Source organism: Streptomyces sp. Y1 (genome assembly GCF_041053115.1).
Taxonomy (GTDB): domain Bacteria; phylum Actinomycetota; class Actinomycetes; order Streptomycetales; family Streptomycetaceae; genus Kitasatospora; species Kitasatospora rubellomurina.
In genome coordinates this window covers 7617394-7641076 of record NZ_CP163445.1, presented here as the reverse complement: position 1 = coordinate 7641076, position 23683 = coordinate 7617394, and the positions used below count along the sequence as shown (strand labels likewise).

Annotated in this window: 20 protein-coding genes and 1 pseudogene; 13 read left to right on the top strand and 8 right to left on the bottom strand. The window is 75.6% G+C overall.

Annotation, left to right across the window (positions count from 1 at the left end; genetic code table 11):
* Nucleotides 1–19: 19 nt before the first annotated feature.
* Nucleotides 20–580, top strand: coding sequence for a TetR/AcrR family transcriptional regulator (locus AB2U05_RS33240; RefSeq protein ID WP_045695358.1), 561 nt, complete (start codon nt 20–22; stop codon nt 578–580).
* Nucleotides 581–897: 317 nt separating this feature from the next.
* Nucleotides 898–2391 carry a hypothetical protein gene (locus AB2U05_RS33235; protein ID WP_369185233.1) on the top strand — a complete coding sequence of 498 codons (1494 nt, stop codon included), beginning with the start codon at nt 898–900 and terminating at the stop codon, nt 2389–2391.
* Between the two features lie 64 nt (nt 2392–2455).
* On the opposite strand, the gene AB2U05_RS33230 is transcribed toward AB2U05_RS33235, so the two are convergent.
* Nucleotides 2456–3994 (bottom strand): CoA transferase, encoded by a 1539-nt coding sequence (locus AB2U05_RS33230; protein WP_369185232.1) that lies wholly within the window; start codon nt 3992–3994, stop codon nt 2456–2458.
* Between the two features lie 155 nt (nt 3995–4149).
* Nucleotides 4150–5355, bottom strand: a complete 1206-nt coding sequence (locus AB2U05_RS33225; RefSeq protein ID WP_369185231.1) for an MFS transporter — start codon at nt 5353–5355, stop codon at nt 4150–4152.
* Between the two features lie 135 nt (nt 5356–5490).
* Here AB2U05_RS33225 and AB2U05_RS33220 point away from each other — a divergent pair, with 135 nt between their 5' ends.
* The 3 genes and pseudogenes from AB2U05_RS33220 to AB2U05_RS33210 all read left to right on the top strand — a co-directional run bounded on the left by AB2U05_RS33220 (nt 5491) and on the right by AB2U05_RS33210 (nt 6606).
* Nucleotides 5491–5820, top strand: coding sequence for a helix-turn-helix transcriptional regulator (locus AB2U05_RS33220; protein WP_045695352.1), 330 nt, complete (start codon nt 5491–5493; stop codon nt 5818–5820).
* A 33-nt stretch (nt 5821–5853) separates the two neighbouring features.
* Nucleotides 5854–5982 (top strand): annotated as a pseudogene (locus AB2U05_RS33215) (trypsin-like serine protease); the annotation flags it as partial.
* 123 nt (nt 5983–6105) lie between these two features.
* A complete protein-coding gene (locus tag AB2U05_RS33210) occupies nt 6106–6606 on the top strand; it encodes a GNAT family N-acetyltransferase (RefSeq protein ID WP_369186035.1) in 501 nt (166 codons plus the stop codon).
* A gap of 17 nt (nt 6607–6623) precedes the next feature.
* Here AB2U05_RS33210 and AB2U05_RS33205 read toward each other — a convergent pair whose 3' ends face one another.
* Nucleotides 6624–7766, bottom strand: a complete 1143-nt coding sequence (locus tag AB2U05_RS33205) for an ROK family protein (RefSeq protein ID WP_369185230.1) — start codon at nt 7764–7766, stop codon at nt 6624–6626.
* Between the two features lie 71 nt (nt 7767–7837).
* On the opposite strand from AB2U05_RS33205, the gene AB2U05_RS33200 reads away from it, so the two are divergent.
* Entirely contained in the window at nt 7838–8899 is a 1062-nt protein-coding gene (locus tag AB2U05_RS33200) for a Gfo/Idh/MocA family oxidoreductase (RefSeq protein ID WP_369185229.1), read from the top strand.
* The gene (locus tag AB2U05_RS33195) at nt 8896–9384 is read left to right on the top strand and encodes a heme-degrading domain-containing protein (RefSeq protein ID WP_369185228.1); all 489 of its coding nucleotides are present in this window, start codon (nt 8896–8898) and stop codon (nt 9382–9384) included. Before AB2U05_RS33200 ends, AB2U05_RS33195 begins: the two co-directional genes overlap by 4 nt.
* Nucleotides 9385–9402: 18 nt before the next feature.
* On the opposite strand, the gene AB2U05_RS33190 is transcribed toward AB2U05_RS33195, so the two are convergent.
* Together AB2U05_RS33190 and AB2U05_RS33185 are read right to left on the bottom strand one after the other, a co-directional pair.
* On the bottom strand, nt 9403–10467 hold the full coding sequence (locus AB2U05_RS33190; protein WP_369185227.1) for a hypothetical protein: 1065 nt from the start codon (nt 10465–10467) through the stop codon (nt 9403–9405).
* A gap of 34 nt (nt 10468–10501) precedes the next feature.
* On the bottom strand, nt 10502–11065 hold the full coding sequence (locus AB2U05_RS33185) for a reprolysin-like metallopeptidase (RefSeq protein WP_369185226.1): 564 nt from the start codon (nt 11063–11065) through the stop codon (nt 10502–10504).
* An 872-nt stretch (nt 11066–11937) separates the two neighbouring features.
* On the opposite strand from AB2U05_RS33185, the gene lanKC reads away from it, so the two are divergent.
* From lanKC to AB2U05_RS33165, 4 genes are all read left to right on the top strand, one after another.
* Nucleotides 11938–14496, top strand: a complete 2559-nt coding sequence (gene lanKC / locus AB2U05_RS33180; protein ID WP_369185225.1) for a class III lanthionine synthetase LanKC — start codon at nt 11938–11940, stop codon at nt 14494–14496.
* A 134-nt stretch (nt 14497–14630) separates the two neighbouring features.
* The gene (locus AB2U05_RS33175; protein ID WP_107072933.1) at nt 14631–14756 is read left to right on the top strand and encodes a SapB/AmfS family lanthipeptide; all 126 of its coding nucleotides are present in this window, start codon (nt 14631–14633) and stop codon (nt 14754–14756) included.
* Nucleotides 14757–15086: 330 nt separating this feature from the next.
* Nucleotides 15087–16808, top strand: a complete 1722-nt coding sequence (locus AB2U05_RS33170; RefSeq protein WP_369185224.1) for an ATP-binding cassette domain-containing protein — start codon at nt 15087–15089, stop codon at nt 16806–16808.
* 363 nt (nt 16809–17171) lie between these two features.
* Entirely contained in the window at nt 17172–18971 is a 1800-nt protein-coding gene (locus tag AB2U05_RS33165) for an ATP-binding cassette domain-containing protein (RefSeq protein ID WP_369185223.1), read from the top strand.
* A gap of 21 nt (nt 18972–18992) precedes the next feature.
* Here the strand turns inward: AB2U05_RS33165 and AB2U05_RS33160 are convergent, their stop codons facing one another.
* Together AB2U05_RS33160 and AB2U05_RS33155 are read right to left on the bottom strand one after the other, a co-directional pair.
* Nucleotides 18993–19355: a hypothetical protein gene (locus tag AB2U05_RS33160; RefSeq protein WP_369185222.1), complete on the bottom strand. Its 363-nt coding sequence runs from the start codon at nt 19353–19355 to the stop codon at nt 18993–18995.
* 57 nt (nt 19356–19412) lie between these two features.
* Nucleotides 19413–19952: an adenylate kinase gene (locus tag AB2U05_RS33155; protein ID WP_045695334.1), complete on the bottom strand. Its 540-nt coding sequence runs from the start codon at nt 19950–19952 to the stop codon at nt 19413–19415.
* 170 nt (nt 19953–20122) lie between these two features.
* Between AB2U05_RS33155 and AB2U05_RS33150 the strand changes: the two genes are divergently transcribed.
* Complete coding sequence (locus AB2U05_RS33150; protein WP_369185221.1) at nt 20123–21397, top strand: alpha/beta hydrolase family protein; 1275 nt, start codon at nt 20123–20125, stop codon at nt 21395–21397.
* Nucleotides 21398–21554: 157 nt separating this feature from the next.
* Here AB2U05_RS33150 and AB2U05_RS33145 read toward each other — a convergent pair whose 3' ends face one another.
* A complete protein-coding gene (locus AB2U05_RS33145; protein WP_369185220.1) occupies nt 21555–22244 on the bottom strand; it encodes an SDR family oxidoreductase in 690 nt (229 codons plus the stop codon).
* Between the two features lie 233 nt (nt 22245–22477).
* Here AB2U05_RS33145 and AB2U05_RS33140 point away from each other — a divergent pair, with 233 nt between their 5' ends.
* Nucleotides 22478–23671: an MFS transporter gene (locus AB2U05_RS33140; RefSeq protein WP_369185219.1), complete on the top strand. Its 1194-nt coding sequence runs from the start codon at nt 22478–22480 to the stop codon at nt 23669–23671.
* The last annotated feature ends 12 nt before the right edge of the window (nt 23672–23683 follow it).

The following is a 23683-nucleotide window of genomic DNA, read 5'->3' as shown; positions in this document are numbered from 1 at the left end:
CCGGAGAGGACGATCGACCATGGGGCGACCCCCGGACCCCGCCCGGCGGGAGGCCACGCTGGCCCGGGCCACCGACTACGTCCTGGCGCACGGCCTGACCGGGCTGAGCCTGCGCCCGCTCGCCGAGGCCCTCGGCACCAGCCCCCGGATGCTGCTGTACGACTTCGGCAGCAAGCAGGAGTTGGTGGCGGCCGTCCTCGCCGAGGCCCGCCGCCGCGGCGCGGTCCGGCTGGCCGAGCACCTCCCGGCCCGAGCGGCCTCCCCGGAGGAGTACCTGCGCGGCATCTGGGCGTGGATGAGCGCGCCCGAGCGCGCCCCGTTCGTCCGGCTGTTCTTCGAGGTGCACGCCGACGGGCTCACCCACCCCGAGAACTACCCGGACCAGGCCGAGGCCATCACGGGCTGGTTCCCCACCCTCGGCGCCGCCTTCCGCGAGGTCGGCACCGGCCCCGACGACACCGTCACCCCCACCCTGGTCATGGCCGTCATCCGGGGCCTGCTGTTCGACCTCACCACCACCGGCGACCGCCACCGCACCGACCTGGCCCTGGACCGCTTCTGCGAACTCCTCCGGCGGTAGCGGCCGTCCAGGCGCGGCGGCGGACTGCCGTTGCGCACCCAGTGTGTCCGTGTTGACACTTTCTGTGTGCGCACGGGTTCGAGTCCGCTGCGCTCCCACCTGCGACGACACACATGGGAGGTCGAGGCCGCGTGCCAGGACGACGGATTCCGGGGGAGAGCAGAAGAGAAGGTCGACGGCGCCGTCTGCTGGGCGCGCTCGCGTCCGTGGGTGCCCTGGCGCTGAGCGGTGGCGCGGTGCTGCCGCTGCCCGCGGCGGGCGCTGCGGGCGCGGCCGTGCCTGCGGCGGCTGCGTCTGTGGCTGCCGACACGTGTGCGGTGCAGAACGGTACGACGGTCTGCGACACCCCGGGCTCCTACCGCTACACCGTGCCGCCGAACGTCCTGCAGGTCCGCCTCACCGTGGTCGGCGGGGGCGGCGGCGCGGGCGGCGGGACTCTCGGTGCCGGGGGCGGCGCCGGTGCTGCGATCGCCTGCACCGTCACCGGCCTGGCGCCGGGCACGGTGCTGGCGGTGACGGTGCCCACCGGGGGCAGTGCGGGCGCCCTGCAGGAGAACTCGCAGGTCCTGGCCGCCGCCGGCGGCGGGGCCGCCTCCGTCACCGCCTCCGGTCTGGCCGTCTCCGCCGCCGGTGGCGGAGGGGGTGCCGGCAGCGTGGACGAGTTCGGCGGTATCGACGGCGGCGCCGGCGGAGGCAGCGGCGGCGGTGCGGGCGGCACGGCCAACGGCAATCCGGAGGAGGCCGGCGGCCGGCCGGGCAGCTCACCGACCTGCACCGCGTCCGGCAACGGGCTGACGGCCGTCAACGGCCCGGCCGCCACCAGCAGCGCCGGGCGGCCCGGCCTTGAGGGCGGCACGGGCGGGACGATCTCTCCCGACTGGTGCCACGGGGCCGGGTTCGGCGGCCAAGGAGGCCAAAGCGGCCTGGGCTTCCCGGGTGGCCTCGGAGTCGGCGACGGCGGGTCGGGCTGCGTCCTGATCACTCCCGTCGTGTCCTGTCCTCCCACCGGCTCCACCTCCGTCTGCGCCCCCGGCCTCGCCCAGTACACCGTCCCCGCCAACACCGGCACGCTGACCGTCACGGCCGTCGGCGCCGCGGGCAGCGGCGGGGGCGGTGGCGGCGGTCAGGGCGCCAGCAGCATCTACGGCGACGGCGCCGGCGGCCAGGGCGGCACCGGCGGCGGCGCGGCGGCCGCCCTCACCTGTACGTTCACCGGGCTCCGGGCGGGCACCGTCCTGGATGTCGCGGTGCCCTTCGCGACACCCGGCGGGGCGGCCGGCTTCGGCGGCTCCGGCGGCGAACTCAGCGCCGGCAACCCCGGCCGCGGCGGCAACGGCGGCCAGGCCGCGTCCGTGACCGGGCCCGGCGGCGTCGAGGTGCTCGCGCCCGGCGGGGGCGGCGGTGCCGGCGGCCACGGCTCCGCCAACCGGCCTGCCGGCGGTACCGGAACCGCCGGCAGCCCGGCCGGCCAGGGCGGCGGAGCCGGCGGAACGGGCGGCTTCGCCCGGGCCACCGGCGGCCAGGCGGGCACCGACCCGGTCTGCGCGGCCACCGCCACCGGTGTGTCCGCCACTCCCGCCGTCTACAGGGGCGGCTCCGGCGGCACGGTCACCGACAGTCAGACCGGCAGCGCCGGCGGAACCATCACCCTGCCTGCCGCCGCCAGCAGCGCCTGTCCCGCCGGCACCGGCAACGCCGGTAGTGGTGGCAACGGCGGCAACGGCGGTCGGGGAGTATCGAATCCGGGGCAGAACGGCGCGGACGGGACCGCCGGCGGGAGCGGCTGCGTCCTCATCGTCGCCACCCCGTGATCCGGCGCACCGCCTGAGCGCGGCCGCCGTCGGCACGAGGGTCGACGGCGGCCGCTCCGGCCGGTCAGCCGTGGCGCGGGAGCCAGCAGGGGGTGCTGCTGCCGCGCGGGACGAGGACGGTGCGGAAGCGGCCGGGGGTCCTGGACATGGCCACCTGGTCGGTGACGCCCTGGTAGTGGCCGCAGGGGGTGGTGGCCGTGAAGGTGTCCGGGTCGAGGTAGGCGTGCGGGGATTCGGAGTCGCGGGCGAGGGCGGTCGCGTGGGCGTAGTCGCGGTCGAAGACGCCGAGGCTGAGGATCCAGACCGCGACCCGGGTGAGGTTGAGGGTGACGCGGTAGCTGCCGCCCTCGGTGGCCCGGCGCAGGAGCGCGGCGACGGCGCCGGTGGTGGCGAGCCAGGACAGCAGGTAGTCGTTGACGACGCCGATGTGGGGCATGGCGGGGGTGCTGGTCGGTCCGGCCGCGACACCGTCCGGGCCCTCCATCAGCATGATGCCGGTGAGCGCACCGGCGACCTGGTCGAAGCCGACCCGCCCGGCCCACGGGCCGCTCTCGCCGGCGAGCGAGAGCCGGACGTGGACGATGCCGGGGCGCACGGCGGCGGCCTGCTCCGCGCTCAGGCCGATCCTCTCCAGGTAGCCGGGGCGGCGGTTGGCGTAGAACACGTCGGCGCTGCTCAGCAGTTCGCGGATCCTCGCCCGCCCTTCGGGGCCGTAGGGGTCGACGGTGCTGGAACGGACGCCCACGTTGGCGGAGTTGTACGCGACGTCGAGCTCCAGCTCGTCGGGCCGCCAGAGGTTCAGCACGTCCGCGCCGTGGTACGCGAGGTCGCGGCCGATGCCGGCGCCCGCGATGACGTGGCCCATGCCGAGTGCGCGGATGCCCGAGAGCGGCTGAGCAACGCCGGCGGGCAGGGGTTCGGGCTCGCTGTCGCCGATCTTCTCGATCCTGATCAGCGGGTCCCGGGCGAGGAACTCGTACGCGGGCTCGCGCAGGAAGTCCTCGGTGGTGCGCAACATCGGCATGACGACGCCGAGTTCGGCGCCGGCCCGCTCCAGGTCGGCGGCGTCCCACCGGGCGACGGCGTCGGCGACGGCCTGCTTCTCCGGCCAGGTGCGGAGCAGCCGGTAGGCAGCGTTCCTGATCTTCGGGTACGGGTTGAGCGGCATCATCCAGCGGCCGTCGCGCGCCCGGTAGAACTCGAAGCCCAGCGGGCTGTCCGGATCGGAGGGCATGCCGCCGGGGTGGCCGTTCAGCAGCTCCCACGTCCGGTCGTAGAAGGGGCACAGCCGGTGCGGGGCCTTGCGCAGGTCCATCGTGACGTCCTGGCCCTCGCCGGTGCGGTGGCGCCAGAGCGCGGCGAGGGCGACGGACTTGGCCGTGATGCCGAGCGCGGCGGCGCCGCCGAGGCGCATGATGCTCGGGACGATCGGGTCGCTGCCGAGGAAGGTGACCGTCCCGCCGCTGTCCTCGGGGCGCAGGCCGGCCGGGGCGAGGACCTCGCGCAGGGCCTGGTGGATGTCGAAGCCGTCGTCCCGGGTCAGCGGGTCGGCGACGGCCTTCCGGACGCGCTCGGTGAGTTCGGTGGGTTCGTCGACGCTCATGGGATCCAGCCTTTGCTTCGTGACGAAGTGGTCGAGGTGGAGCCGGTGTTGCGTTCGGCAACACCGGCAGCCTATGCCTGCGGCGACGACGTTCGGGTGCGCATGACCGACCTGACGGGCGCTCACCACGGCGCGGGAGCGGGGCCCGTGGGGCGTCAGACCCGGGCGGTGGCCGGAGCCTGGGCAGCGGCCGGAGCCGGGGCGGCAGGGGCTACGGCGGCCGCGCGCCGGTCGCGGGTGGTGGCCGCGGCCGTCGCGCAGGCGACGAGCGCCAGCACCGCCGCCGCCAGCGGGAACCACCGGGTGCCCAGCACCGCCATCGCCGCCGAGCCCGCCGCTCCCCCGGCCGCCGTGCCCAGGTAGAGCGCACTGCTGTTCAGCGAGATCAGCAGCGGCGCGTTCGCCGGGTCGATCGAGGCCAGCCGGTGCGGCAGGGCGATCGACACCGCCCAGCCGGCCAGCGGCACCACCATCGCGTACACCAGCGAGCCGGGCATGCTGCGGCCCAGCCAGGGCAGGGCGGCGAAGGCGGCCGCGGCCACCGTCGAGCCGACGAGCAGCACGGTGCGCACGCCGAGGCGGTCGACCAGGCGGCCGCCGAGCCAGCTGCCGAGGACCGACATCACGCCGGTGGTGAACAGGATCAGGCTCAGCCGGTCGGCGTCACCGCCGGTGGCGGGCGCGACGGCGGTGGCCAGGTAGATGTAGACGCACTGGAAGGCGAGGAAGAAGACCAGGGTGGTGGCGGCCGCGCCGAGCACCTGGCGCCGGCCGAGCGGGGCGAGGCGGGCCTTCAGGGTGGGGGCGGCGGCGGGGGCGGGCAGGTCGCGCAGCAGGACGGCGAGTCCGGCGAACGCGGCCAGGCCGAGCGCGGTGACCAGCCACATCGTCAGCCGCCAGTCGGTGCGTCCGACCCAGGTGCCCACCGGCACGCCGAGGGCGGTGGCGACCGTCATGCCGCCGAGCACGGTGGCGAGCGCCCGGCCGCGCCGCTCGGGGGCGACCAGGGTGGTGGCCACCGCGTTGGCGGTCGGCGTGTACAGGGCGGCGCCGGCGGCGGCGAGGACCCGGGTGGCGAGCAGCAGCGGGTAGGTCGGGGCGAGGGCGCTGAGCGCGTTGGCGGCGCTGAAGACGGCGAGGGCGGTCAGCAGCAGGGTCCGACGCGGCCAGCGGGCGGTGGCGGCGGCCAGCGGCGGGGCGAGCAGGGCGTAGCCGAGCGCGAAGACGGTGACCAGCTGGCCGGCGACGCCGACCGACACCCCGAGGTCGGTGGAGACCGGGCCGAGGATGCCGGCGATGACCATCGAGTCGGTGCCCACGGCGAAGGTGCCGAGGGCGAGCAGGAGCAGGCGTACGGGCACGGGAATCCCCCCGAGGATTGTTGGACGAACATGCAACGGTTTGATGCTCGCCAAACAATCGAGGATTGGTGGATGATTGTCAAACCATTCCCGTCCCGCTGTCGCCAGCCACCCGAGATCCGGAGCGCCGAAACCATGACCGCCGTCGACCGGCTCCCCCAGCCCACCACCGCCGACATCGACCTCGTCACCGTCCTGCACGCGCTCGGCGACCCGGTCCGCATGCGGCTGCTGCTCAGCTACGCCGACGACGCCGAACACTCCTGCGCCCCAAGGGACTTGGGACTGGACCACCTGCACAAGTCGACCGTCTCCCACCACATGCGGGTGCTGCGCGAGGCCGGCGTCACCTCCACCCGCGTCGCCGGCCGCAACCGCTTCGTCAGCCTGCGCCGCGCCGACCTGGACGCCCGCTTTCCGGGCCTGCTCGACGCCATCCTCGCGGGGGCCGCCGCCCCGGCCTGACGGGCGCGATGGGGCCGGCGGGGCCTGTTCCGGTTGGCGCTGCGCTCCGCGGTTGAGGATGGTGACGGAGTCACGGATGCCTGCCCGGGTGACCAGGGTGACCCCCTGGTCCACAACGGAGCCCCGGCAGGCATCCACTCCTGGGGAGCGAGCTGCCGCAACGCCAGGGCACCCCGCGCTCGTCCAGCTTCGGGTTCGCCAGGGCCTCGATGTCCGTCACACCCTGATCCGGGATGTTCCGCCCTCGTGGTCAGCCACGCCGGCAGGGCTGACTACGCTGCCTGCATGGCTGCTCTCTCCTTTTCACCGCTTCGCTTCTCTCCGCAGGAGATCGCTGAGGTGGTCGACCTCTACACGAGCAACCCGGAGTACTGCCGAGCCGCCGGCGAGTACGACCCCGAGGACATCCGGGCAGACCGCGTCGAAGCCGATCTGCGGGAGGAATCCGGTACCGAGGGCTGCGAGGTACTGCTCGCCCGGGATGCGCGCAGGCAACTCGTCGGGCTCCTGTGCCTGCTTGACCGTCACCCAACAGATGGCCAGCCCTGGATCGGGCTGCTGATGGTGCACGGCAACTCTCACCGCAAGGGCATCGGCCGATTGCTGGCCAACCTGGTCGAGGAGCGGTTCCGCAGCGAGGGCCGGGACGGCATCCGGCTCGCCGTCCTGGAGAACAACCCCGCCGCCCTCGCCTTCTGGAGCTCACTGGGCTGGCAGGAGATCGACCGTCGTGCCGACAGACAGCACGGCCGCCCCTGCATCGTCATGCACAAGCAGCTGACCTGACCTTCGGAACAACTCGCCTAAAGGAAGAGACGACCGAGGGCGAGCGCGGCGGCGCCCTGGGGGATGGCCAGGCGCGGGGCGCGGGTGAGGGTGACGCGCTGCCAGTGCGGGTCGGGCAGGCGCGCGGCGAGTTCGGCGCGGATGGCGGCCTCGAAGGGCTCGGGGTCGTCGAGGAAGGTCGTGCCGCCGAGGCTGACCTCCTCGACGTCGAGGAGCCGGACCAGGTTGGCGACGCCGATGCCGAGGGCCCGGGCGGCCTCGTCCGGGCGCCCGGCGCGCAGGGCGGCGAGGCAGACGGCCTCCAGGCAGCCGTGCGCGCCGCAGGCGCAGGGCGGGCCGGCGGGGTCGATGCACTGGTGGCCGAACTCGCCGGCGTTGGTGCGGGCGCCGCGGTGGACGCGGCCGTCCAGGACCAGGCCCGCGCCGACGCCGTCGCCGAGGTAGACGAAGGCCCGGCTGTCCGGGCCGAGCCGGCTCAGGACGCCGGCGGTGGAGTCCTTCTCGACGATGACGGGCAGCCCGGTGCGGGCCCGCATCTCGTCGCGCAGGGGCAGGCCGTGCCAGCCGGGCATGCCGGTGACCCGGTGGAGGACGCCGTCCCGGGCGTCGAGGGGGCCGCGACAGGCGACGCCGAGGCCCAGGACGTTCCCGGCGGCGGGGCCGGCGGCCAGCTCGTGGACCAGGGCGGCGAGCCGGTCGAGGACCGGGCCGGGGTCACTCCCCGGGTCGACGTCCTCCCGGACCTCCGCGGTGACGGCCCCGGTGAGGTCGACCCGGAGCAGGCGCAGTTCGCGCCGCCCGATCTGGGCGCCGAGGGCGAAGCGCGCCTGCGGGACGAGGCGCAGCAGGGTACGGGGCTTGCCCGTCTGGCCGGCGACGCGTTCGCGGCCGGCTTCGGTGAGCAGGCCCTCGGCGAGCAGGCGGGCGGTGATCTTGCTGATGGCCTGGGCGGTGAGACCGGTCTGCACGGCCAGTTCGACCCGGCTGATCCCGTTCCCGGCGCGGGCGCGGACGGCGCGCAGGACGGCGGCGTCGTTGCGGTCGCGGACCAGCGCGAGGTTCAGCGCCGGGTCGGACAGCGGGGCGGCGGAGGCGGCGAGTTGGGCGGGGCCGGGAAGCGGGGCGGGGCCGGGAAGCGGGGCGGCGGGGTCGGTCGTCACGTCTCGATTATGCGAGCTTGTCGATCTCCGCGGGCTTGCCAGTTAATCCACGCTGTTGTTTAACTAGGGGCATGGACTCTCCGCAGCTCAACGTCGGACTCATCGGCTACGGCATCGCCGGCGCGGTGTTCCACGCGCCCCTGATCAGCACCACCCCGGGCCTGCGCCTCGCCGCCGTCGTGACCGCCGACGCCGGCCGCCGGGCCCGGGCCGCCCGGCAGCACCCGGGAGCCGCGCTGCTCCCGGACACGGACGCACTGTGGGCGGCGGCCCCCGACCTGGGCCTGGACCTGGTGGTGGTCGCCTCCCCCAACCGCACCCACGTCCCGCTGGCCGCCACCGCCCTGCGGGCCGGCCTTCCCGTCGTGGTCGACAAGCCGCTGGCCGCCACCGCCGCCGAGGGCGAGCAGCTGGTCCGGCTGGCCGAGGAGCGGGGTCTGCTGCTCAGCGTGTTCCAGAACCGGCGCTGGGACGGCGACTTCCGCACCGTACGGCAGCTGGTCGGCTCGGGGCGGCTGGGCCGGGTGCACCGCTTCGAGTCCCGCTTCGAGCGGTGGCGCCCCCGACTCAAGGGCGGCTGGCGCGAGCTGGGCGACCCGGCCGAGGCCGGTGGCGTGCTCTACGACCTCGGCTCGCACCTGGTCGACCAGGCGCTCGTCCTCTTCGGCCCGGCCACCCGGGTGTACGCCGAGCTGGACGTGCGCCGCGACGGCGCCGAGGCCGACGACGACAGCTTCGTCGCCCTCACCCACGCCGACGGCACCCGCTCGCACCTGTGGCTGAGCGCGACCGCAGGCGACCTCGGCCCGCGCTTCCGGGTGCTGGGCTCGCAGGGCGCGTACGTCACCCACGGCCTGGACGGCCAGGAGGACGCGCTGCGGGCGGGCCGCACCCCGGCCGATCCGGACTGGGGCGTCGTCCCGCCCCAGCGCTGGGGCGCGCTGCGGGCCGGGGACACCGCCGAGCCGCTGCCCACCCTGCCCGGCGCGTACCAGGACTACTACGCGGGCCTGGTCCGGGCGCTGCACGGCCGGGGCCCGGCCCCGGTCGAGGCCGGCGACGCCGTCGAGGCGCTGCGCGTCCTGGAGGCGGCGCAGCGCTCCGCCCGGACCGGAGCGGCGGTGCAGCTGTGACCGGCGTGCCGGGGCCGGACCGCGCCGCAGCCCCCGACATCGCCGAACTGGAGCGCCAGCACCGCGAATTGCAGCTCCCCTCGGCCGACCTGGACGACACCTGGCGGCTCGGCTCGCTGATCGTCGCGGTGGCCCGCGAGCGGGCGCTGGCGGTGACGGTCGACATCCGGCACGGCGAGCAGCAGGCCTTCCACGCGGCGCTGCCCGGGACGAGCCCGGACAACGACGACTGGATCCGCCGCAAGGCGGCCGTGGTCCGCCGGTTCGGCGAGGCCTCGTACCTGGTGGGCGAGCGCTACCGGGCCAAGGGGCGGGCCTTCGACCTCGACCCGGCGCACTACGCCGCGCACGGCGGTTCCTTCCCGCTGCTGGTGCGGGGGACGGGCATGGTGGGAACGGTCACCGTCTCCGGGCTGCCGCAGCTGGCGGACCACCGCCTGGTGACGGAGTGCCTGACCCGCTTCCTGGCCGGGGCCACCGCGTAACGCCGCCCCGCGAACGGCTCAGGCGACCGCGCCGCTGCCGTCGTCGTCGAGGGTGGGGTCCTGGCGGTCGGTCACGATCTCGTCGCTGACCTGGAGGTCGCCGCCGAGGCTCACGCCGCTCGTCGCGGCCGTCACCGTGACCGCGATCGGGCCGGCGCCGGGCCGGTCGACGGCGGAGAGCGCGAAGGTGGCGGTCCCGTCGCTGAAGTCCGACTCGGCCGGGTGCCCGTAGTAGGCCGGGGTGCCGCCGGGGTCGCAGAGCAGGACGTGGGCGCCGTTCGACCCGTCCGGCCAGGTGAGCACCAGGTGCCGGACGCCGTACGACGTCCCGCTCCGGTCCAGGTCCGCGACCAGGCCGGCCAGTGCCGGTGCCTGCAGGACGGAGTTCGGCAGGCCGTCCAGGAAGGCGGGGTCGAGGGCGAGCAGCAGGTGCTCGCCGCAGTCGATCGCGACGGTCGCGCGCTGCTCGGGGCTGATCAGGTACAGCTCGCCCGCCGTCAGCCGGGTGAGCAGGGCGAAGTCGTCGTCGGCCGGGGCGGACGGGGTGATCGCGGACGCGGCCTGGCCGGCCGGGATGGCGCGGAGGTCGCTGTCGGCGGGCGGGGTGGGCTCGAATCCGGTCTGCCCGCCCCGGTGGGCGATCACGGTGAGGGCGAAGGCCGCCTGGTCGCCGACCTCGTCGCCGGGCGAGGGCGCGAGCTGGTGCAGGGCGTCCAGGACGTCGGACGTGGCGATCTGTTCGAGCGTGGCCCAGGCGGAGAGCGCGACCAGTGACTCTCCGTTGGACACCGCGCCCTGGACGAGCGGCACCGCGCCGCTGCCCAGGCACGCGGCGAGCGCGAGCGCGCCGGCCACCACGAACGGGTCGCTGTCCGTCACCGCCCGGCCGACCGCCTGGGCGAGCGCGCCGTCCGGGCTCGGGTCGGTGAGGGAGAGGAAGGCCATCGCGCGCATCCGGTTCGGGTCGTCGGCGGCGAGGGCGCGGTTGAGCAGGTCGGTGCGGTCGTCGTCGTCGAGGGCGGAGAGCAGCGCCGGGTCCAGGGTGTCCCTGGAGGCCATCAGCTGGTCGACGTTCGCGGTCATGGTGCGGTCACCGGCTCTCGACTCTCGGCGGGCCTTACGGCTTGACCGCGCAGTGCGTCTTCATCTTGGCGGCCTGCGCGGCGGTGATCCCGCCGAATGGGCCCGGACTCGCGAACATGAAGTCGTTGGCGGTGCCGGCACAGGACGGCGGGTCATCCTCGCAGTGGCGCAGGCCGAGGAAGTGGCCGATCTCATGGGCGAAGGCGTTTCCGGTCTCCGCCGTGAGTTCCTGCATCGCGACCACCGGGGCACGCGGGCTGTCCCCCTTCACACGGTTCTTGCTGCAGTCTGCACCGATCGGCGACAGTCCGGTGAAGTGCGGATCGGTGATCTGACGGACCACGAAGAGGTCGATCCCGTCGTTTTTCACGGACCACAGGTTCGTCAGCGTCTTCGCGTCCGCGTAGTTGCGGATGATCGCGAGCCGGCCGGCCTGGGCGGAGCTGAGGTGGTACATCCGGACCGTGCCGACCTCCGGGCCGAAGGTGGCGAAGATCGCCTTCATGATCGCCACCGAGCCGTCGACCTGCGCGAGCTTCTCCGGAGAGAACTTGTCCCTGCCGACGACGATCACGTTGACATCGAAATGCGGCGCCATGGCGAACTCCGATCCCGGCCCGCCATGAACCCTCAAGTCGCCCGGCTCGACGGCCCGTTCCTTCGATCGTAGGCCCCGCCCGGGCACCCGGCGCGGCGGCGGCGGACGGCCCCGGGCAGCCCTCGGAAGGGCCCGCCCGTGGCGCCGGTGGCCAGGTCACCCGGTACGCCGACCTTCCGTGTACCGGTCGCTCGTCCGGGACCGCCACCCGGCGTGCGCCGGTCGGGCGGACCGGCGCGCCGACGACTGCGCGGTGAGCGCCGGAAGAAATCCGGCCACGGGCGCGGTTCCCGCGGCCGACGGGCACCGCCGAACGGATTGCGCCGTCCGGGTGAACGAGACGGTGACGGAACGGGCCGCACCGCCCCGGGCGGCCGGCGGCGGGACGGCCCGGTGGCACCGCCGCCCGACCTGCGTGCCGCCGCCACGGCCTGCTGCGCGACGACAGCGCGGCGGAGCGGTCCGGGCACCCGGAGCGATCATCACTGGTCGCAGGGGATGCCAATCGTCCCGACGAATCTGCCGATGGGATATTCAGCCAAACATCCCGTATCCACTGGCGTCCGCCCCGACGCCCACCGCAAACTCTCCACCGGGCCGCCCACAAGCGGTCTCGGGCCTCCGGGCCCCGGCCTCCCACCCAGGCCCGTACGCCCCGCCGGCCCGCACGTTCCGGGCCTCCCCCCGTCCCGAGCGCTTCCGTTGCAGGCCGTCCCCTGCACCGGGCGCTCCCCGTACCAGCCCCCCGTCCGGGCCCACCCGCGGCCCCCCTCTCCCAGGTCTCCCCGCCCCCGCGGCGCCGCGTGCCCGCGGTGCGGTGCGCGGTCCCCCGCTGCTGCTCGACGCTGCACGACGCTCCCTGGAGGAATCCGATGGACATGCGCTACGAGGCCTACTCGTACGCCGATCCGCTCTTCTACGACTCCCCGGTCCGCTGGGCCACCCTGGAGGAGTTCCCCGCCGCGGGTGAGCCGGCGCCGGCCGGCTGGGCGCGCAACACCCGCGAGGTGTGGGTCGGATACCAGCCCGTCGACCTCCAACTGCCCGAGCAGGGCTGGAAGGTGCACGTCTCGGCCCGCATGGACAACGCCCCGCGGATCCTGGACACCGTCCGGAACTACTGCTTCGAGCACCGCGTCGCGTTCAAGTTCCTGCGCAGCCCCTCCCTCGTCCAGACGCAGAACGCCAAGTACGCCTCGCGCGGTTCCAGCGGGAAGTTCATGACGCTCTACCCGGTCGGCGACCAGGAGCTGGAGCGATGTCTGGTCGACCTCGACTCCGCCCTCGGCGGCGAGCCCGGGCCGTACATCCTCAGCGACCTGCGCTGGCGCGAGGGGCCGCTGTACCTGCGGTACGGCGGGTTCGTCGAGCAGTTCTGCCGCACCGAGACCGGTGAACTGGTCCTCGCCTTCCGCGAACCCTCCGGCGCGCTGCGCCCGGACGTCCGGCGCGCCGTCTTCGAGGTGCCCGACTGGGCGCCGGTGCCCGCCGTCCTCACCCAGGCCCTCGCCGACTCCGCGCGGAACAGCATGGGCGACTTCCCGTACACGGTGGAACGCGCCCTGCACTTCTCCAACGGCGGCGGCATCTACCTCGGCCGGCCCGCCGGCGGCGGCCCGCAGGTCGTGCTCAAGGAGGCCCGGCCGTACGCCGGCCTGGACCAGCGCGCCGACGACGCCGTCCAGCGCCTCGGCCGCGAGCACGAGATCCTGCAACGGCTGAGCGGCCTGGCCGCCGTACCGGAAGCACTCGGCTACCTCACCGCGTGGGAACACCACTTCCTGGTCCAGGAGTTCGTCGAGGGCGAGCCGCTGCACCGCTGGTTCGGGCTCAACTACCCGCTGGTGCACCCGCACACGGACGACGCCGCCGTCGCCGACTACCGGGCGAAGGCGCTGCGCATCCTCGACGGCGTGACCGAGGGCCTGCGGGCGATCCACGAGCGCGGCATCGTGTTCGGCGACCTCCACCCGCGCAACCTGATCGTCCGGCCGGACGGTGGCGTCACCTTCGTCGACTTCGAACTCGCCTCGCCCGTCGACGAGTTCGTCCGCCCGGCGCTCGGCGCCGCGGGCTTCGCCGCCCCCGCCGGGCTGACCGGCTTCCAGGTCGACGAGCACGCGCTGGCCGCGCTGCGGCTCTGGCTCTTCCTGCCGCTCATGCCGCTGACCGTGCTCAGCCCCGGGAAGGCCGGCACGCTCGTCCGCGCCGCGCGCCAACGGTTCGCGCTCTCCCCGCAGGTGCTGCCCGACCCCCCGGCCCCCGCCGTGCCGACCCCGCCGACCGCCACCAGCACCACCGAGGAGACGGACCGCGCGTTCCAGGAGCTGCTGAGCGGCGAGCCCGCCGCCTGGCCCCGGCTGCGCGAGGAGCTCACCGCCGCCATCACGGCGAGCGCGACCCCGGAGCGCGCCGACCGGCTCTTCCCCGGGGACCCCGGCCAGTTCACCCACGACGGGCTCGGCCTGTCCTACGGCGCGGCCGGCGTCCTGTGGGCCCTGCACACCACCGGCGCCGCCATTGACCCCGACCACGTCGGCTGGCTGCTCGACGCGGTGAACCGGGAACCCTGCCGGCCCGGCCTGTTCCTCGGCGCGCACGGCGTCGCGTACGTCCTCGACCTGCTCGGGCGCCGTACCGAGGCGCTCGACCTGCTGGAACGCCTCGGCAAGGACGACCTCGACGGCCTCGGCCCCGACCTGGCCGGCGGCCTGGCCGGAGTCGGCCTGACCCTGCGGCACTTCGCCCGCGCCACCGGCGACCGCGCCCTGCGCGAGGCCGCCGTGGACGCCGCCGAACGCGCCGTCGCCCGGCTGCGCCTCGACCGGCCGGACGGCGCCGCGCCGCCCGCCGGAGCCCGGACCGGCCTGATGCACGGCCCCACCGGCGCCGCCCTGCTGCTGCTCCACCTGCACGAGGACTCCGGCGACGCCGCCCTCCTCGACCTCGCCCGCCGGGCCCTCGACCTCGACCTGGCCCGCTGCGTGGTGGCCGAGGACGGCACCCTCCAGGTCGACGACGGCACCCGCGTGCTGCCCTACCTGGAGTCCGGCAGCGCCGGCATCGCCGCCGTCCTCGACAGCTACCTGCGCCGCCGCCCGGACGCCGCGCTGGCCGAGCGCCTGGAGCAGATCCGCGGCGCCGCCGAGCCCGAGTTCATCGTCCAGTCCGGCCTGTTCAACGGACGCGCCGGCCTGATCGCCCTGCTCCGGCAGGCCCAGGGCGACGGGACGGCCCACGCGGCGGTGATCCGGCGCCACGTCCGGCGGCTCGCCTGGCACGCCATCCCCTACCGGGGCCACCCCGCCTTCCCCGGCGAGCAGTTGCTCCGGCTCTCGATGGACCTCGCCACCGGCACCGCCGGCGTGCTGTCCGCGCTCGGGACGGTGTTCGCGGACACGCCCGCGATGCCGTTCTGGCCCACCGCGTAACCACCTCCGCGTCACCACCTCGCGGCCTGCCGGGCGCGCCCCGCGCCACCGGCGGCCACCCCCGCGGCGACACCGCCGCCCACGAGTTCCGGCACCTGCCGGAAGCACCGCATCACAACCGATGGGAGTTCATCATGTCGATCCTCAGCCTGCAGGCCCTGGAGACCGTCGAGGAGACCGTCGAGTTCCGCTCGGTCCTCAGCTCGCTGAGCGCCGTCAACTGCACCAACAGCACGGTCAGCACCCTGCTCTGCCTCTGAGCAGCCGCTGACCGCGGGCCCGTCCCGCGGTCGGTGCCCGAAGCGGGCCGGCCCTCCTCACCGAGCCGGCCCGCCCAGGGCCCAAGGTCCTCTCTTTTGGGTCTTGTCGGATCAGGCCGCGGCGTTGGGGTGCGTGCATCGCAAGGCGGAGGAGGGAGCCACTGCGGAGCATTGGCGACCGACGACAACGCGGCGAGGTGCGTGCCCCGGCGTCGCGGACCCGGCAAAGATCCGAAAGAGAGGGCCTAGGCGACGCCGGGCCCCGGTCCTATCCGACCGGGGCCCGGCGGCCGTTCCCAGGCTCCTCCCGCGCCACCCTCGGAGGGTCCCGTGCCGACCGACATCTCCCCATCCCGGCCAGGAAGTTCCCCCAAGGGCCTGCGCCGGGTGCTCCGCCTCGGCCGCCGCTGGTCGGCCGTCATGGCCGTCGCGGTCACGGCCAGTACGGGCGCGACCCTGGCCCTGCCCGCCGTACTCGCCCACGCCGTCGACGCGGCCCTGACCGGCGCCGGGACGGCCGGCGCCCTGCCGCTGGCCGCGACGCTCGCCGCCCTGGCCGGCGCCGAGGCGGTCGGCCAGTACGCCGGGCCCCGGATCTCCGCCGACACCGCCGCCCGGCTCCGCGCGGACGCCGTCCGCCGGGTCCTGGCCGCCCGCCCGCTCGCGGCGCACCGGCTCCCGGTCGGCGACGTCGCGGCGCGACTGACCGGCAGCGCCCCGCAGGCCGCCCTCGCCGCACCGGCGGTCATCTACACCGTCACCCAACTCGCCATGGCCGCAGCGGCATTGGTCGCCCTGGCCGTGCTCGCCCCGACCGCCGCGCTGGCCTTCCTCGGCACCGCCCCGCTCGGGTACGCGGCGATCCGCCGCCAGCTGCGCCGCACGGCCACCCTCGGCGAGGGCTATCAGCGGGCACAGGCCGACATCGCGACCCGGCTGCTCGACGCCGTCTCCGGGAGCCGCAGCATCGCCGCCGCCGGCGCCCTGGACCGCGAGATCTCCCGCGTCCTCCGGCCGGTTCCCGAACTGTCGAGGCACGGACGGGAGTTGTGGGACAGCCAGCGGCGGATCGCCTGGTGCTCCGCGCTGCTCGCCCCGGTGACCCAACTCGCCGTCCTGGCGGCCGCCGGAGCGGCGGTCGCGGTCGGCTCGCTGTCCGTGGGCGGGCTGCTCGCCGCACTCGGCTACACCGCCATCGGCCTCGGCGGCTTCGGCGCCGCCCAGAGCCTGCTCGACGTCTCCCGCGCCCGCGCCGGGGCCGACCGGCTCGCCGAACTGCTCGACGCACCCGTCCCGGCCCCGGGTACCCGGCCGCTGCCGTCCGGCGACGGCGCCCTCCACCTGTGCGGCGTCACGGTCGACGGCCCGGGCGGACCCGGCGGACCCGGCGGCCCGGTGCTCGACCGGCTCGACCTGGCCGTCCCGGGCGGCGGCTGGCTCGCCGTGGTCGGCGCCGACGACGCCGCCACCTCGGCGCTCGCCGCCCTCGCCACCGGGCTCCTGGACCCGGACGAGGGAACGGTGACGCTCGACGGCGTCCCGCTCGCCGACCTCCGCCCCGACGAGCTGCGCGCCGCCGTCTCCTGCGCCTTCGCCGACCCGGCCCTGCCGGGGCGGACCGTCGAGGCCGCCATCGGCCCCGGCCTCCCCGCCGAGCGGGTCCGCCGGGCCGCCCGGGCGGCCCGGGCCGACGAGTTCGTCCGGCGGCTCCCGGACGGCTACCGCACCCCGCCCGCCGAGGCCCCGTTCTCCGGCGGCGAGCGCCAACGGCTCGGCATCGCCCGGGCGTTGGCGCACGACGGCCGACTGCTCGTGCTCGACGACGCGACGTCCTCGCTGGACGCCGCCACCGAGGCCGGGATCCTGCACGCCCTCCGGGAGCAGGAGGGCCACCGCACCCGGCTGGTCGTCACCCGGCGGGCCGCGGTGGCCTCCCACGCCGACCAGGTGGCCTGGCTCCAGGAGGGCCGGATCCGCGCGCTGGCCACCCACGAGGAGCTGTCGGCGCTGCCCGGCTACCGCGCGGTCTTCGACGGCGAGGCGGCCGGGTGACGCGGCTCGGCCCCTCGGCCGGGTCCGGCGAACACACTCCGGCTCCTCGTCCGGTGGCCGCTCCCACTCCCCCCAGGTGCCCGAACCCGGTCGCCGGGCAGTCCTCGACGGCGGGCCGCCCCGGCGCCCGCCCGCCGCCGCACCCGGCCCGGCCCGGCGGCCAACGGGCGTGCCGCCGCCCGCACCGACCTCGCGGCCTTCTCCGTCGGGCCCGGCCCGCGCGCCCGCCACCTCACCGCCTGCGGACCTCGGCCGAGCCCCTCGCCGAGCAGACGCCCGTCCGTCCGGCCGACAGGCCAGCCGACCTGTTCCCCCGACGAACGCCGCCGCAGACGATCCGTGAACTCCGCGAAAGGCGACCCGATGACCCCGTCCCGCGCCGGACGACCGGGCCGAACGGCCCTGCGGCTGCTCCGCTCCGCCCTCGGCCGGAGCCGGCCCGCCGTGCTCCGGCTGCTCGCCTGGTCCCTGCTCTCCGCCGCGCCCGCCCTGGTCGCGGGCAAGGCGCTCGCCCTGGCGGTCGACCGCGGCTTCCTCGCCCACCGGCCCGGACCGGCGGCGGGCTGGCTCGCCCTGTTCGCCGCCGTCTCGGCCCTGGGCGCCTGGGCGTCGCGCCAGACGTACCCGTGGCTGGCGGAGGTCGTCGAGCCGATGCGCGACCGGCTGCTGGGCGAGGTGGTGTCCGGCATGCTGCACCGGGCCGTCGCCACGCACGGCCGGGCGGACGGCTCCGGCGCGATCGCCGTCGCCCGGCTGACCCGGCAGGTCGAGGCCGTCCGGGACACCGTCGCCGGGCAGTTGCTCATCGTCTCCCACTTCGCCCTGACCGCCATCGCCGTGATCGTCGGCAGCGCCGCCCTCGCCCCGGCCGCCGCCGCGCTGATCGCCGGCCCCCTCCTCCTGTCGCTGGCCGCGTTCGCGGCCCTGGCGCCGGCCACCGCCCGGCGCCAGCGCGAGGCGTTCGCGGCCGAGGAGGAGCTGGCCCGCTCGTGCGCCGACGCCCTGCGGGCGCTGCGCGACCTGGTCGCCTGCGGCGCCCGGGAGGCGGCCGAGCGCGAGGTGCTGGCCGCCGTCGCGGCGAACGCCGAGGCGGGCCGGGCGCTCGCCCGGCTGGCGGGCGGGCGCCGTCTGATCGTGTCCCTGGGCGCGCACCTCCCGCTGCTGCTGGTCGTCCTGGCCGCCCCGGCCCTCGTCCGGCACGGGCTGACGGCCGGCGCCGTGATCGGCGTGCTGGCCTATCTGACGGGCACGCTGGAACCGGCCCTGCGCCTCCTGGTGCAGGGCGCCGGCGCCTCCTGGCTCCGGCTGGCCGTCGCCGCCGAGCGGCTCGCCGCCGCGAGCCACCCGGTGGACGCGACCGCCGCCGCCCGTCCGGGCCACCAACTCCCGCCGGTGGACGGCTCCTTCGAGCTCTCCGGCGTCTCCTTCTCCTACGGTGCCAACGCCGACCCGGTCCTGGACGGCTTCGACCTCGCGGTGCGCGACGGCGAGCACCTGGCGGTCGTCGGCCCCTCCGGCATCGGCAAGTCGACCCTCGCCGACATCGTCGCCGGCGTCGTCGCCCCGGGCCAGGGCAAGGTGCTGCTCGGCGGCGCGGCGCCCGCCGACCTGGCACCCGCCGCCCTGGCCCGGGCCCGCGTGCTGCTCCCCCAGGACTCGTACGTCTTCACCGGCACCGTCGCCGAGAACCTGCGCTGGCTCGCCCCGCGGGCGACCGACTCCGCCGTCCTGGCGTCGGCCCGCGCGGTCGGCGCCGAGCCGCTGCTGCGCCGGCTCGGCGGCCTGGCCGGGCACCTCGCCCCCGGTGCCCTCTCCCCCGGCGAGCGCCAGCTGATCGCCCTCGCCCGCGCCCACCTCAGCGACGCCCGCCTGGTCGTCCTGGACGAGGCGACCCGCCACCTCGACGCCGCCGCCGAACTGCGGGTGGAACGCGCCTTCCGCTCCCGCCCCGGCACGGTCGTCACCATCACCCACCGCCCCGGCCCGGCCCGCCGCGCCGACCGGGTCCTCCTCCTGGACGGCTCCCGGCCCCGACTCGGCACCCACGCCGGCCTGCTGGCCGGCACCCCGGCCTACCGCCACCTCACCGGCTCCCCGGACCCCGACGCCGCCGCCACCCCGGACCCCGACGCCGCCGGCACCCGCCCCGCGGCCACACCGTGACGCCGTGCCGGGCCGATCGCCCTACTCCGGCTCGCCCTTGCGGAACCGGATCGCCTTCGCGAGCTCCTGGAACCCCACGCCGCTCAGGACCCCGTCCCGGTAGTCGCGGGCCTCGGGGCGGAGCGTCTCGGGGAGCGGGCAGAGGTAGCTGAAGAACCAGACGTGGGTGCCCCGGTCGCGTTCGTCCATCCTCGTCCAGTGCCGTCCGCACTCCGCCTCCAGCGCGCGGGCGCAGGCGGCCACGGCGGCGGCCTCGTTCCCCTGCCACAGCAGCTCCACCCACAGCTCGAAGTTCCGGGCGGCCTCCGCCGAGTCCTCCTCCGAGCCCTCGCCCTTGAAGATCCGGGTGACGATCACTGCCTGCCGTTCAGTCTTCTCCGTCATGGCGTCATGATCGCGGGCTCGAACGGATGTGGCAACGGCCCCGGGTGCGGCCGAGCCTCAGCGACGTCCCACCACCCCGGTCGGGGCCGACGCGCCCCGCAGCCAGCCCCGGGCCTGCCCGGCGCTCGTCAGCCGGACCACCGTCAGGTGCGGGTGCCGGGCCAGGCGTTCGACCGTGGACCTGCGCTTCCTGGCGTGGTTGGCCCAGGCCCAGCGCACCGGGTGCTGGGGGTCGGCCAGGTCCCGCCAGGTCTCGCGGTTGCCGTTCCACAGCTCCCGGCGGGTCAGGACGCGCAGCAGCGAGCGGACGACGACCCGTCTCATCACGGTCGTGCGGGGCAGGTCGAGCCAGACCAGCGTGTCGGCGCGCTCCCACAGCAGGTCGCCCAGCACGCCGTGGTACTGCTCCTCGCAGACCCAGACCGGGCCGGCCGTGAAGCGGTCCACGTCGGCTTCGAACTCGGGGCGCTTCACCCAGCCCGGGCCGTGGTGGAGCGCGTCCAGTTCGGCGCGCGGCAGGCCGAGCCGGGCCGCGAGGGCGGCGGCCGCCGTGGTCTTGCCCGCGCCCGAGCTGCCAGTGATGATCACACGTTTCATGCGCGCCATCATCCCCCGGCCGGGGCCGCGGCACCTCGCTGACCAGGGACGCCGCCATACCGGGGTACTACAGGGGACTTGGCGCCCCGGTACGACGGTTTCCGCCCCTCCTCGCCCGTACCGTCACCCGTGTTCACGGCGACCACGCGATCGAACGAGGAGGAACGGCGATGAGCAGGCGAGGACGGGCCGTAGCGGCGGTACTGCTGGCGGCGACGGTGAGCTCGGGCGCGGTCGGCGCGCCGGGCGCGGTGGCGGCGCCGGGGCGGGGCACCGAGCGGCAGGCCAGGGCCTGGCTGCCGCAGCCGACCGGGCCGTACCCGGTCGGCACGACGTCCCTGCAGCTCACGGACGACCACCGGGACGACCCCTGGCAGGCCGGGCAGCACCGCAAGCTGATGATCAGCTTCTGGTACCCGACCACCCGGCCCGCGGGCGGCGACGAGCGCGCGCCGTACATGGTCCCCGCCGCCGCCGACCACTTCGGCAGCACCGGCAGCGCCGGCCAGACCGCCCACGGCTTCGAGCCCGGCCGCACCGACTGGGCCGGCATCCGCACCCACGCCCGCGCCGACGCGCCCGTCCTCCCCGGCGGCAAGCGGCCCGTCGTGCTGTACTCGGCGGGCTTCGGCGATCCGCGCACCTGGGGCACCGGCCTGGTGGAGGACCTCGCCTCGCGCGGCTACGTGGTCGTCACCGTCGACCACACCTACGACGCCTCCGAGGTCGCCTTCCCCCACGGGGACCTCGCCACCTCCGTCCTGCCCGCGCTGTTCGCCCAGCCCGGCGTCGACGCCGGCGCCCTGCTGCGCAAGATCCTGCAGACCCGGGTCGACGACACCCGCTTCGTCCTGGACCGGCTCGGCGAGCTGTGCCACGACCAGCAGGTGCCGTCCGGCCTCGCCGCCTCCCTCGACCTCGACCGGATCGGCATGGTCGGCCACTCCGGTGGCGGCTCCACCGCCCTCCAGGCCATGCACGACGATCCGCGCCTCAAGGCCGGCATCGACCTCGACGGCCAGCTGCACTTCCCCGGCCCGGACGGGCACACCGGCGTGTTCCTGACCAGCGTCGCCCAGGACGGCCTGACCAAGCCCTTCCTGCTCATGGGCACCCAGGACGGCGACTCCGGCAGCTACCACCGACAGCCCGGCTGGGACGCCCTGTGGCAGCACAGCACCGGCTGGCACGCCGACGTGACCCTCACCGGCTCCCGCCACGGCTCCTACACCGACGCGCAGTCCCTGCTTCCCCAGCTCGCCCGCCAGGGCGCGATCAGCGCGGAGCAGCTGGCCGACGACATCGGCGACGTCCGCCCGGACCGCGCCGTGTCGGCCACCCGCTCGTACGTCGCGTCGTTCCTCGACCGCTGGCTCCGCGGCCACGACGACCACCTGCTGGACGGCCCGTCGCCGCGCTTCCCCGAGATGGTCTACGAGCGGTAGGCCCGCTCCCGGTCCTCACGCGTGGTCGCGGAGGAAGACGGGGATCTCCTCGCGGGTGGGGTGGTTCGGCCGGGGGGCCGGCCGGTCGTCGCGGGCCCGCCTCCTGACCCGGTACCGGCGAGGGTCAGGAGGCGGGCCCATCCGATCAGGACACGCCTCAGCAGCCCGGCCGGATCGTCAGCTCGCTCAGCGTCCCGTCCGGCGGGAAGTCCAGCACCCCGGCCAGGGCGGTGGCGACGGAGTCGACCGTCAGGCAGATATCCGGCTCGTACGGCAGGCCGAGTGCGCCGTGCAGCCGGACCTGCATGGGGGTGTCGACCTCGCCGGGGAAGACCGTCGTGACGCGGACGCCGTTGCGGAACTCCTCCGCCCGCAGCGACTCGGCCAGCGCCCGCAGCGCGAACTTCGAGGCCGCGTAGCCCCCGAGGCGCGGCGGCGCGTGCAGGCCGGCGCCCGAGTTGACGAACACCACCCGCCCCGGGGCCGCCCGCAGGGCGGGCAGCAGCAGGCGCGTCAGCTCGGCCGGTGCCAGGAAGTTGACGGCCAGCATCGCCTGCCAGGCCCCGACGTCGAACTCGGCCACCGTGCCCGGCTCCAGGACGCCGGCGACGTGCAGCAGCGAGTCCAGCCGCTCCGGCAGGCCCTGCTTCTCCAGCTCGGCGGCCAGCGCCGCCGGTTCCGCGAGGTCGGCCGCCAGCGTGCGGCACCCCGGGAACCGTGAGCGCAGCACCTCCGCCCGCTCCTCGTCCCTGGCCAGCAGCCACAGGTCCTCGCCGCGCTCCGCGAGCAGTCCGGCCACGGCCGCACCGATGCCGGAGCCCGCCCCGGTGATGAAGTGAACGCCCATGGCCGCCCATCTACCCTCAACCACCGTGCCGGAACGGCGCGTTGACGCCGACCTGGCGCACGCCCCGGGGCTCGCAGCCGGCACCTCGCGCGCCCGCGGCCCCCCGCCGCATGCTCGCCGCCATCGCCCACCATCGGCGGCAGGCAAATGCCCGCATTTGCACTTAGCCAGCGCGTGCAACTATTGTCGGAGCTCGTAAGGCACAGTAGCAATCACCTGGAGGGCGGCACACCATGCCTCTCGCGCTCCTCGCCCTGGCCATCGGGGCCTTCGGGATCGGTACGACCGAGTTCGTGGTCATGGGCCTGCTGCCCGAGATCGCCGGCGACTACGGGGTGTCCATCCCCTCCGCCGGGCTCCTGGTCACCGGTTACGCGATCGGCGTCGTCGTCGGCGCCCCGCTGATGACCGTGCTCGGCACCCGGATCGGCCGCAGGACGATGCTCATGCTCCTCATGGGCCTGTTCGCGGCGGGCAACCTGATCTCCGCCGCGGCACCGACCATGGGCGTGATGCTCGCCGGCCGCATCGTGGCCTCCCTCGCCCACGGCGCGTTCTTCGGCATCGGCTCGGTCGTCGCCGCCGACCTCGTCGCCCCCGACAAGAAGGCCGGCGCCATCGCCACCATGTTCACCGGCCTGACCGTCGCCAACATCGTCGGCGTCCCGCTGGGCACCTTCATCGGCCAGGCCGTCGGCTGGCGGACCACCTTCGCCGGAGTCGCCGCACTGGGCGTGGTCGGCCTCCTCGGCATCGCCAAGCTCGTCCCCGCCCTGCCCCGCCCCGAAGGCGCCCACCTGCGCCGCGAGGTGACCGCCTTCCGCAACCCGCAGGTGCTGCTCGCCATGGCGATGACCGTCCTCGGCTTCGGCGGGGTCTTCGCCGCCATCACCTACATCGCCCCGATGATGACCCACGTCGCCGGCTACTCCGACGGCGCCGTCACCTGGCTGCTCGTCCTGTTCGGCGTCGGCATGTTCCTCGGCAACCTGCTCGGCGGCAGGTTCGCCGACCGCAGGCTGATGCCGATGCTCTACGCCTCCCTCGGCGGACTCGCCGTCGTCCTGGCCCTGTTCACCCTCACCGCACACGACAAGGTCCTCGCCGCGGTCTCCATCCTGCTCGTGGGGGCACTCGGCTTCGCCACCGTCCCACCGCTGCAGAAGCGCGTCCTCGACCAGGCGCACGGCGCCCCCACCCTGGCCTCGGCCGTCAACATCGGCGCCTTCAACCTCGGCAACGCCCTCGCCGCCTGGCTCGGCGGCCAGGTCATCGCCGCCGGCCTCGGCTACACCGCCCCCAACTGGGTCGGCGCCCTGCTCGCCGGTGCCGCGCTCCTGCTGGCGGTCTGGTCCGCCGCCCTGGAGCGCCGCACCCCCGTACGGGACAGCGCCCCCGCCGCCACTCCCGTCCCCGTCCAGCACTGACCGTCCCCCTCC

Excerpts from the sequence above, each read along its gene's own strand:
- AB2U05_RS33155 (WP_045695334.1), bottom strand. The coding sequence starts at position 19,952 with ATGAAACGTGTGATCATCACTGGCAGCTCGGGCGCGGGCAAGACCACG.
- AB2U05_RS33200 (WP_369185229.1), top strand. The coding sequence starts at position 7,838 with ATGGACTCTCCGCAGCTCAACGTCGGACTCATCGGCTACGGCATCGCC.
- lanKC (WP_369185225.1), top strand. The coding sequence starts at position 11,938 with ATGGACATGCGCTACGAGGCCTACTCGTACGCCGATCCGCTCTTCTAC.
- AB2U05_RS33185 (WP_369185226.1), bottom strand. The coding sequence starts at position 11,065 with ATGGCGCCGCATTTCGATGTCAACGTGATCGTCGTCGGCAGGGACAAG.
- AB2U05_RS33240 (WP_045695358.1), top strand. The coding sequence starts at position 20 with ATGGGGCGACCCCCGGACCCCGCCCGGCGGGAGGCCACGCTGGCCCGG.
- AB2U05_RS33210 (WP_369186035.1), top strand. The coding sequence starts at position 6,106 with ATGGCTGCTCTCTCCTTTTCACCGCTTCGCTTCTCTCCGCAGGAGATC.
- AB2U05_RS33175 (WP_107072933.1), top strand. The coding sequence starts at position 14,631 with ATGTCGATCCTCAGCCTGCAGGCCCTGGAGACCGTCGAGGAGACCGTC.
- AB2U05_RS33145 (WP_369185220.1), bottom strand. The coding sequence starts at position 22,244 with ATGGGCGTTCACTTCATCACCGGGGCGGGCTCCGGCATCGGTGCGGCC.
- AB2U05_RS33165 (WP_369185223.1), top strand. The coding sequence starts at position 17,172 with ATGACCCCGTCCCGCGCCGGACGACCGGGCCGAACGGCCCTGCGGCTG.
- AB2U05_RS33150 (WP_369185221.1), top strand. The coding sequence starts at position 20,123 with ATGAGCAGGCGAGGACGGGCCGTAGCGGCGGTACTGCTGGCGGCGACG.
- AB2U05_RS33230 (WP_369185232.1), bottom strand. The coding sequence starts at position 3,994 with ATGAGCGTCGACGAACCCACCGAACTCACCGAGCGCGTCCGGAAGGCC.
- AB2U05_RS33160 (WP_369185222.1), bottom strand. The coding sequence starts at position 19,355 with ATGACGGAGAAGACTGAACGGCAGGCAGTGATCGTCACCCGGATCTTC.
- AB2U05_RS33140 (WP_369185219.1), top strand. The coding sequence starts at position 22,478 with ATGCCTCTCGCGCTCCTCGCCCTGGCCATCGGGGCCTTCGGGATCGGT.
- AB2U05_RS33220 (WP_045695352.1), top strand. The coding sequence starts at position 5,491 with ATGACCGCCGTCGACCGGCTCCCCCAGCCCACCACCGCCGACATCGAC.
- AB2U05_RS33190 (WP_369185227.1), bottom strand. The coding sequence starts at position 10,467 with ATGACCGCGAACGTCGACCAGCTGATGGCCTCCAGGGACACCCTGGAC.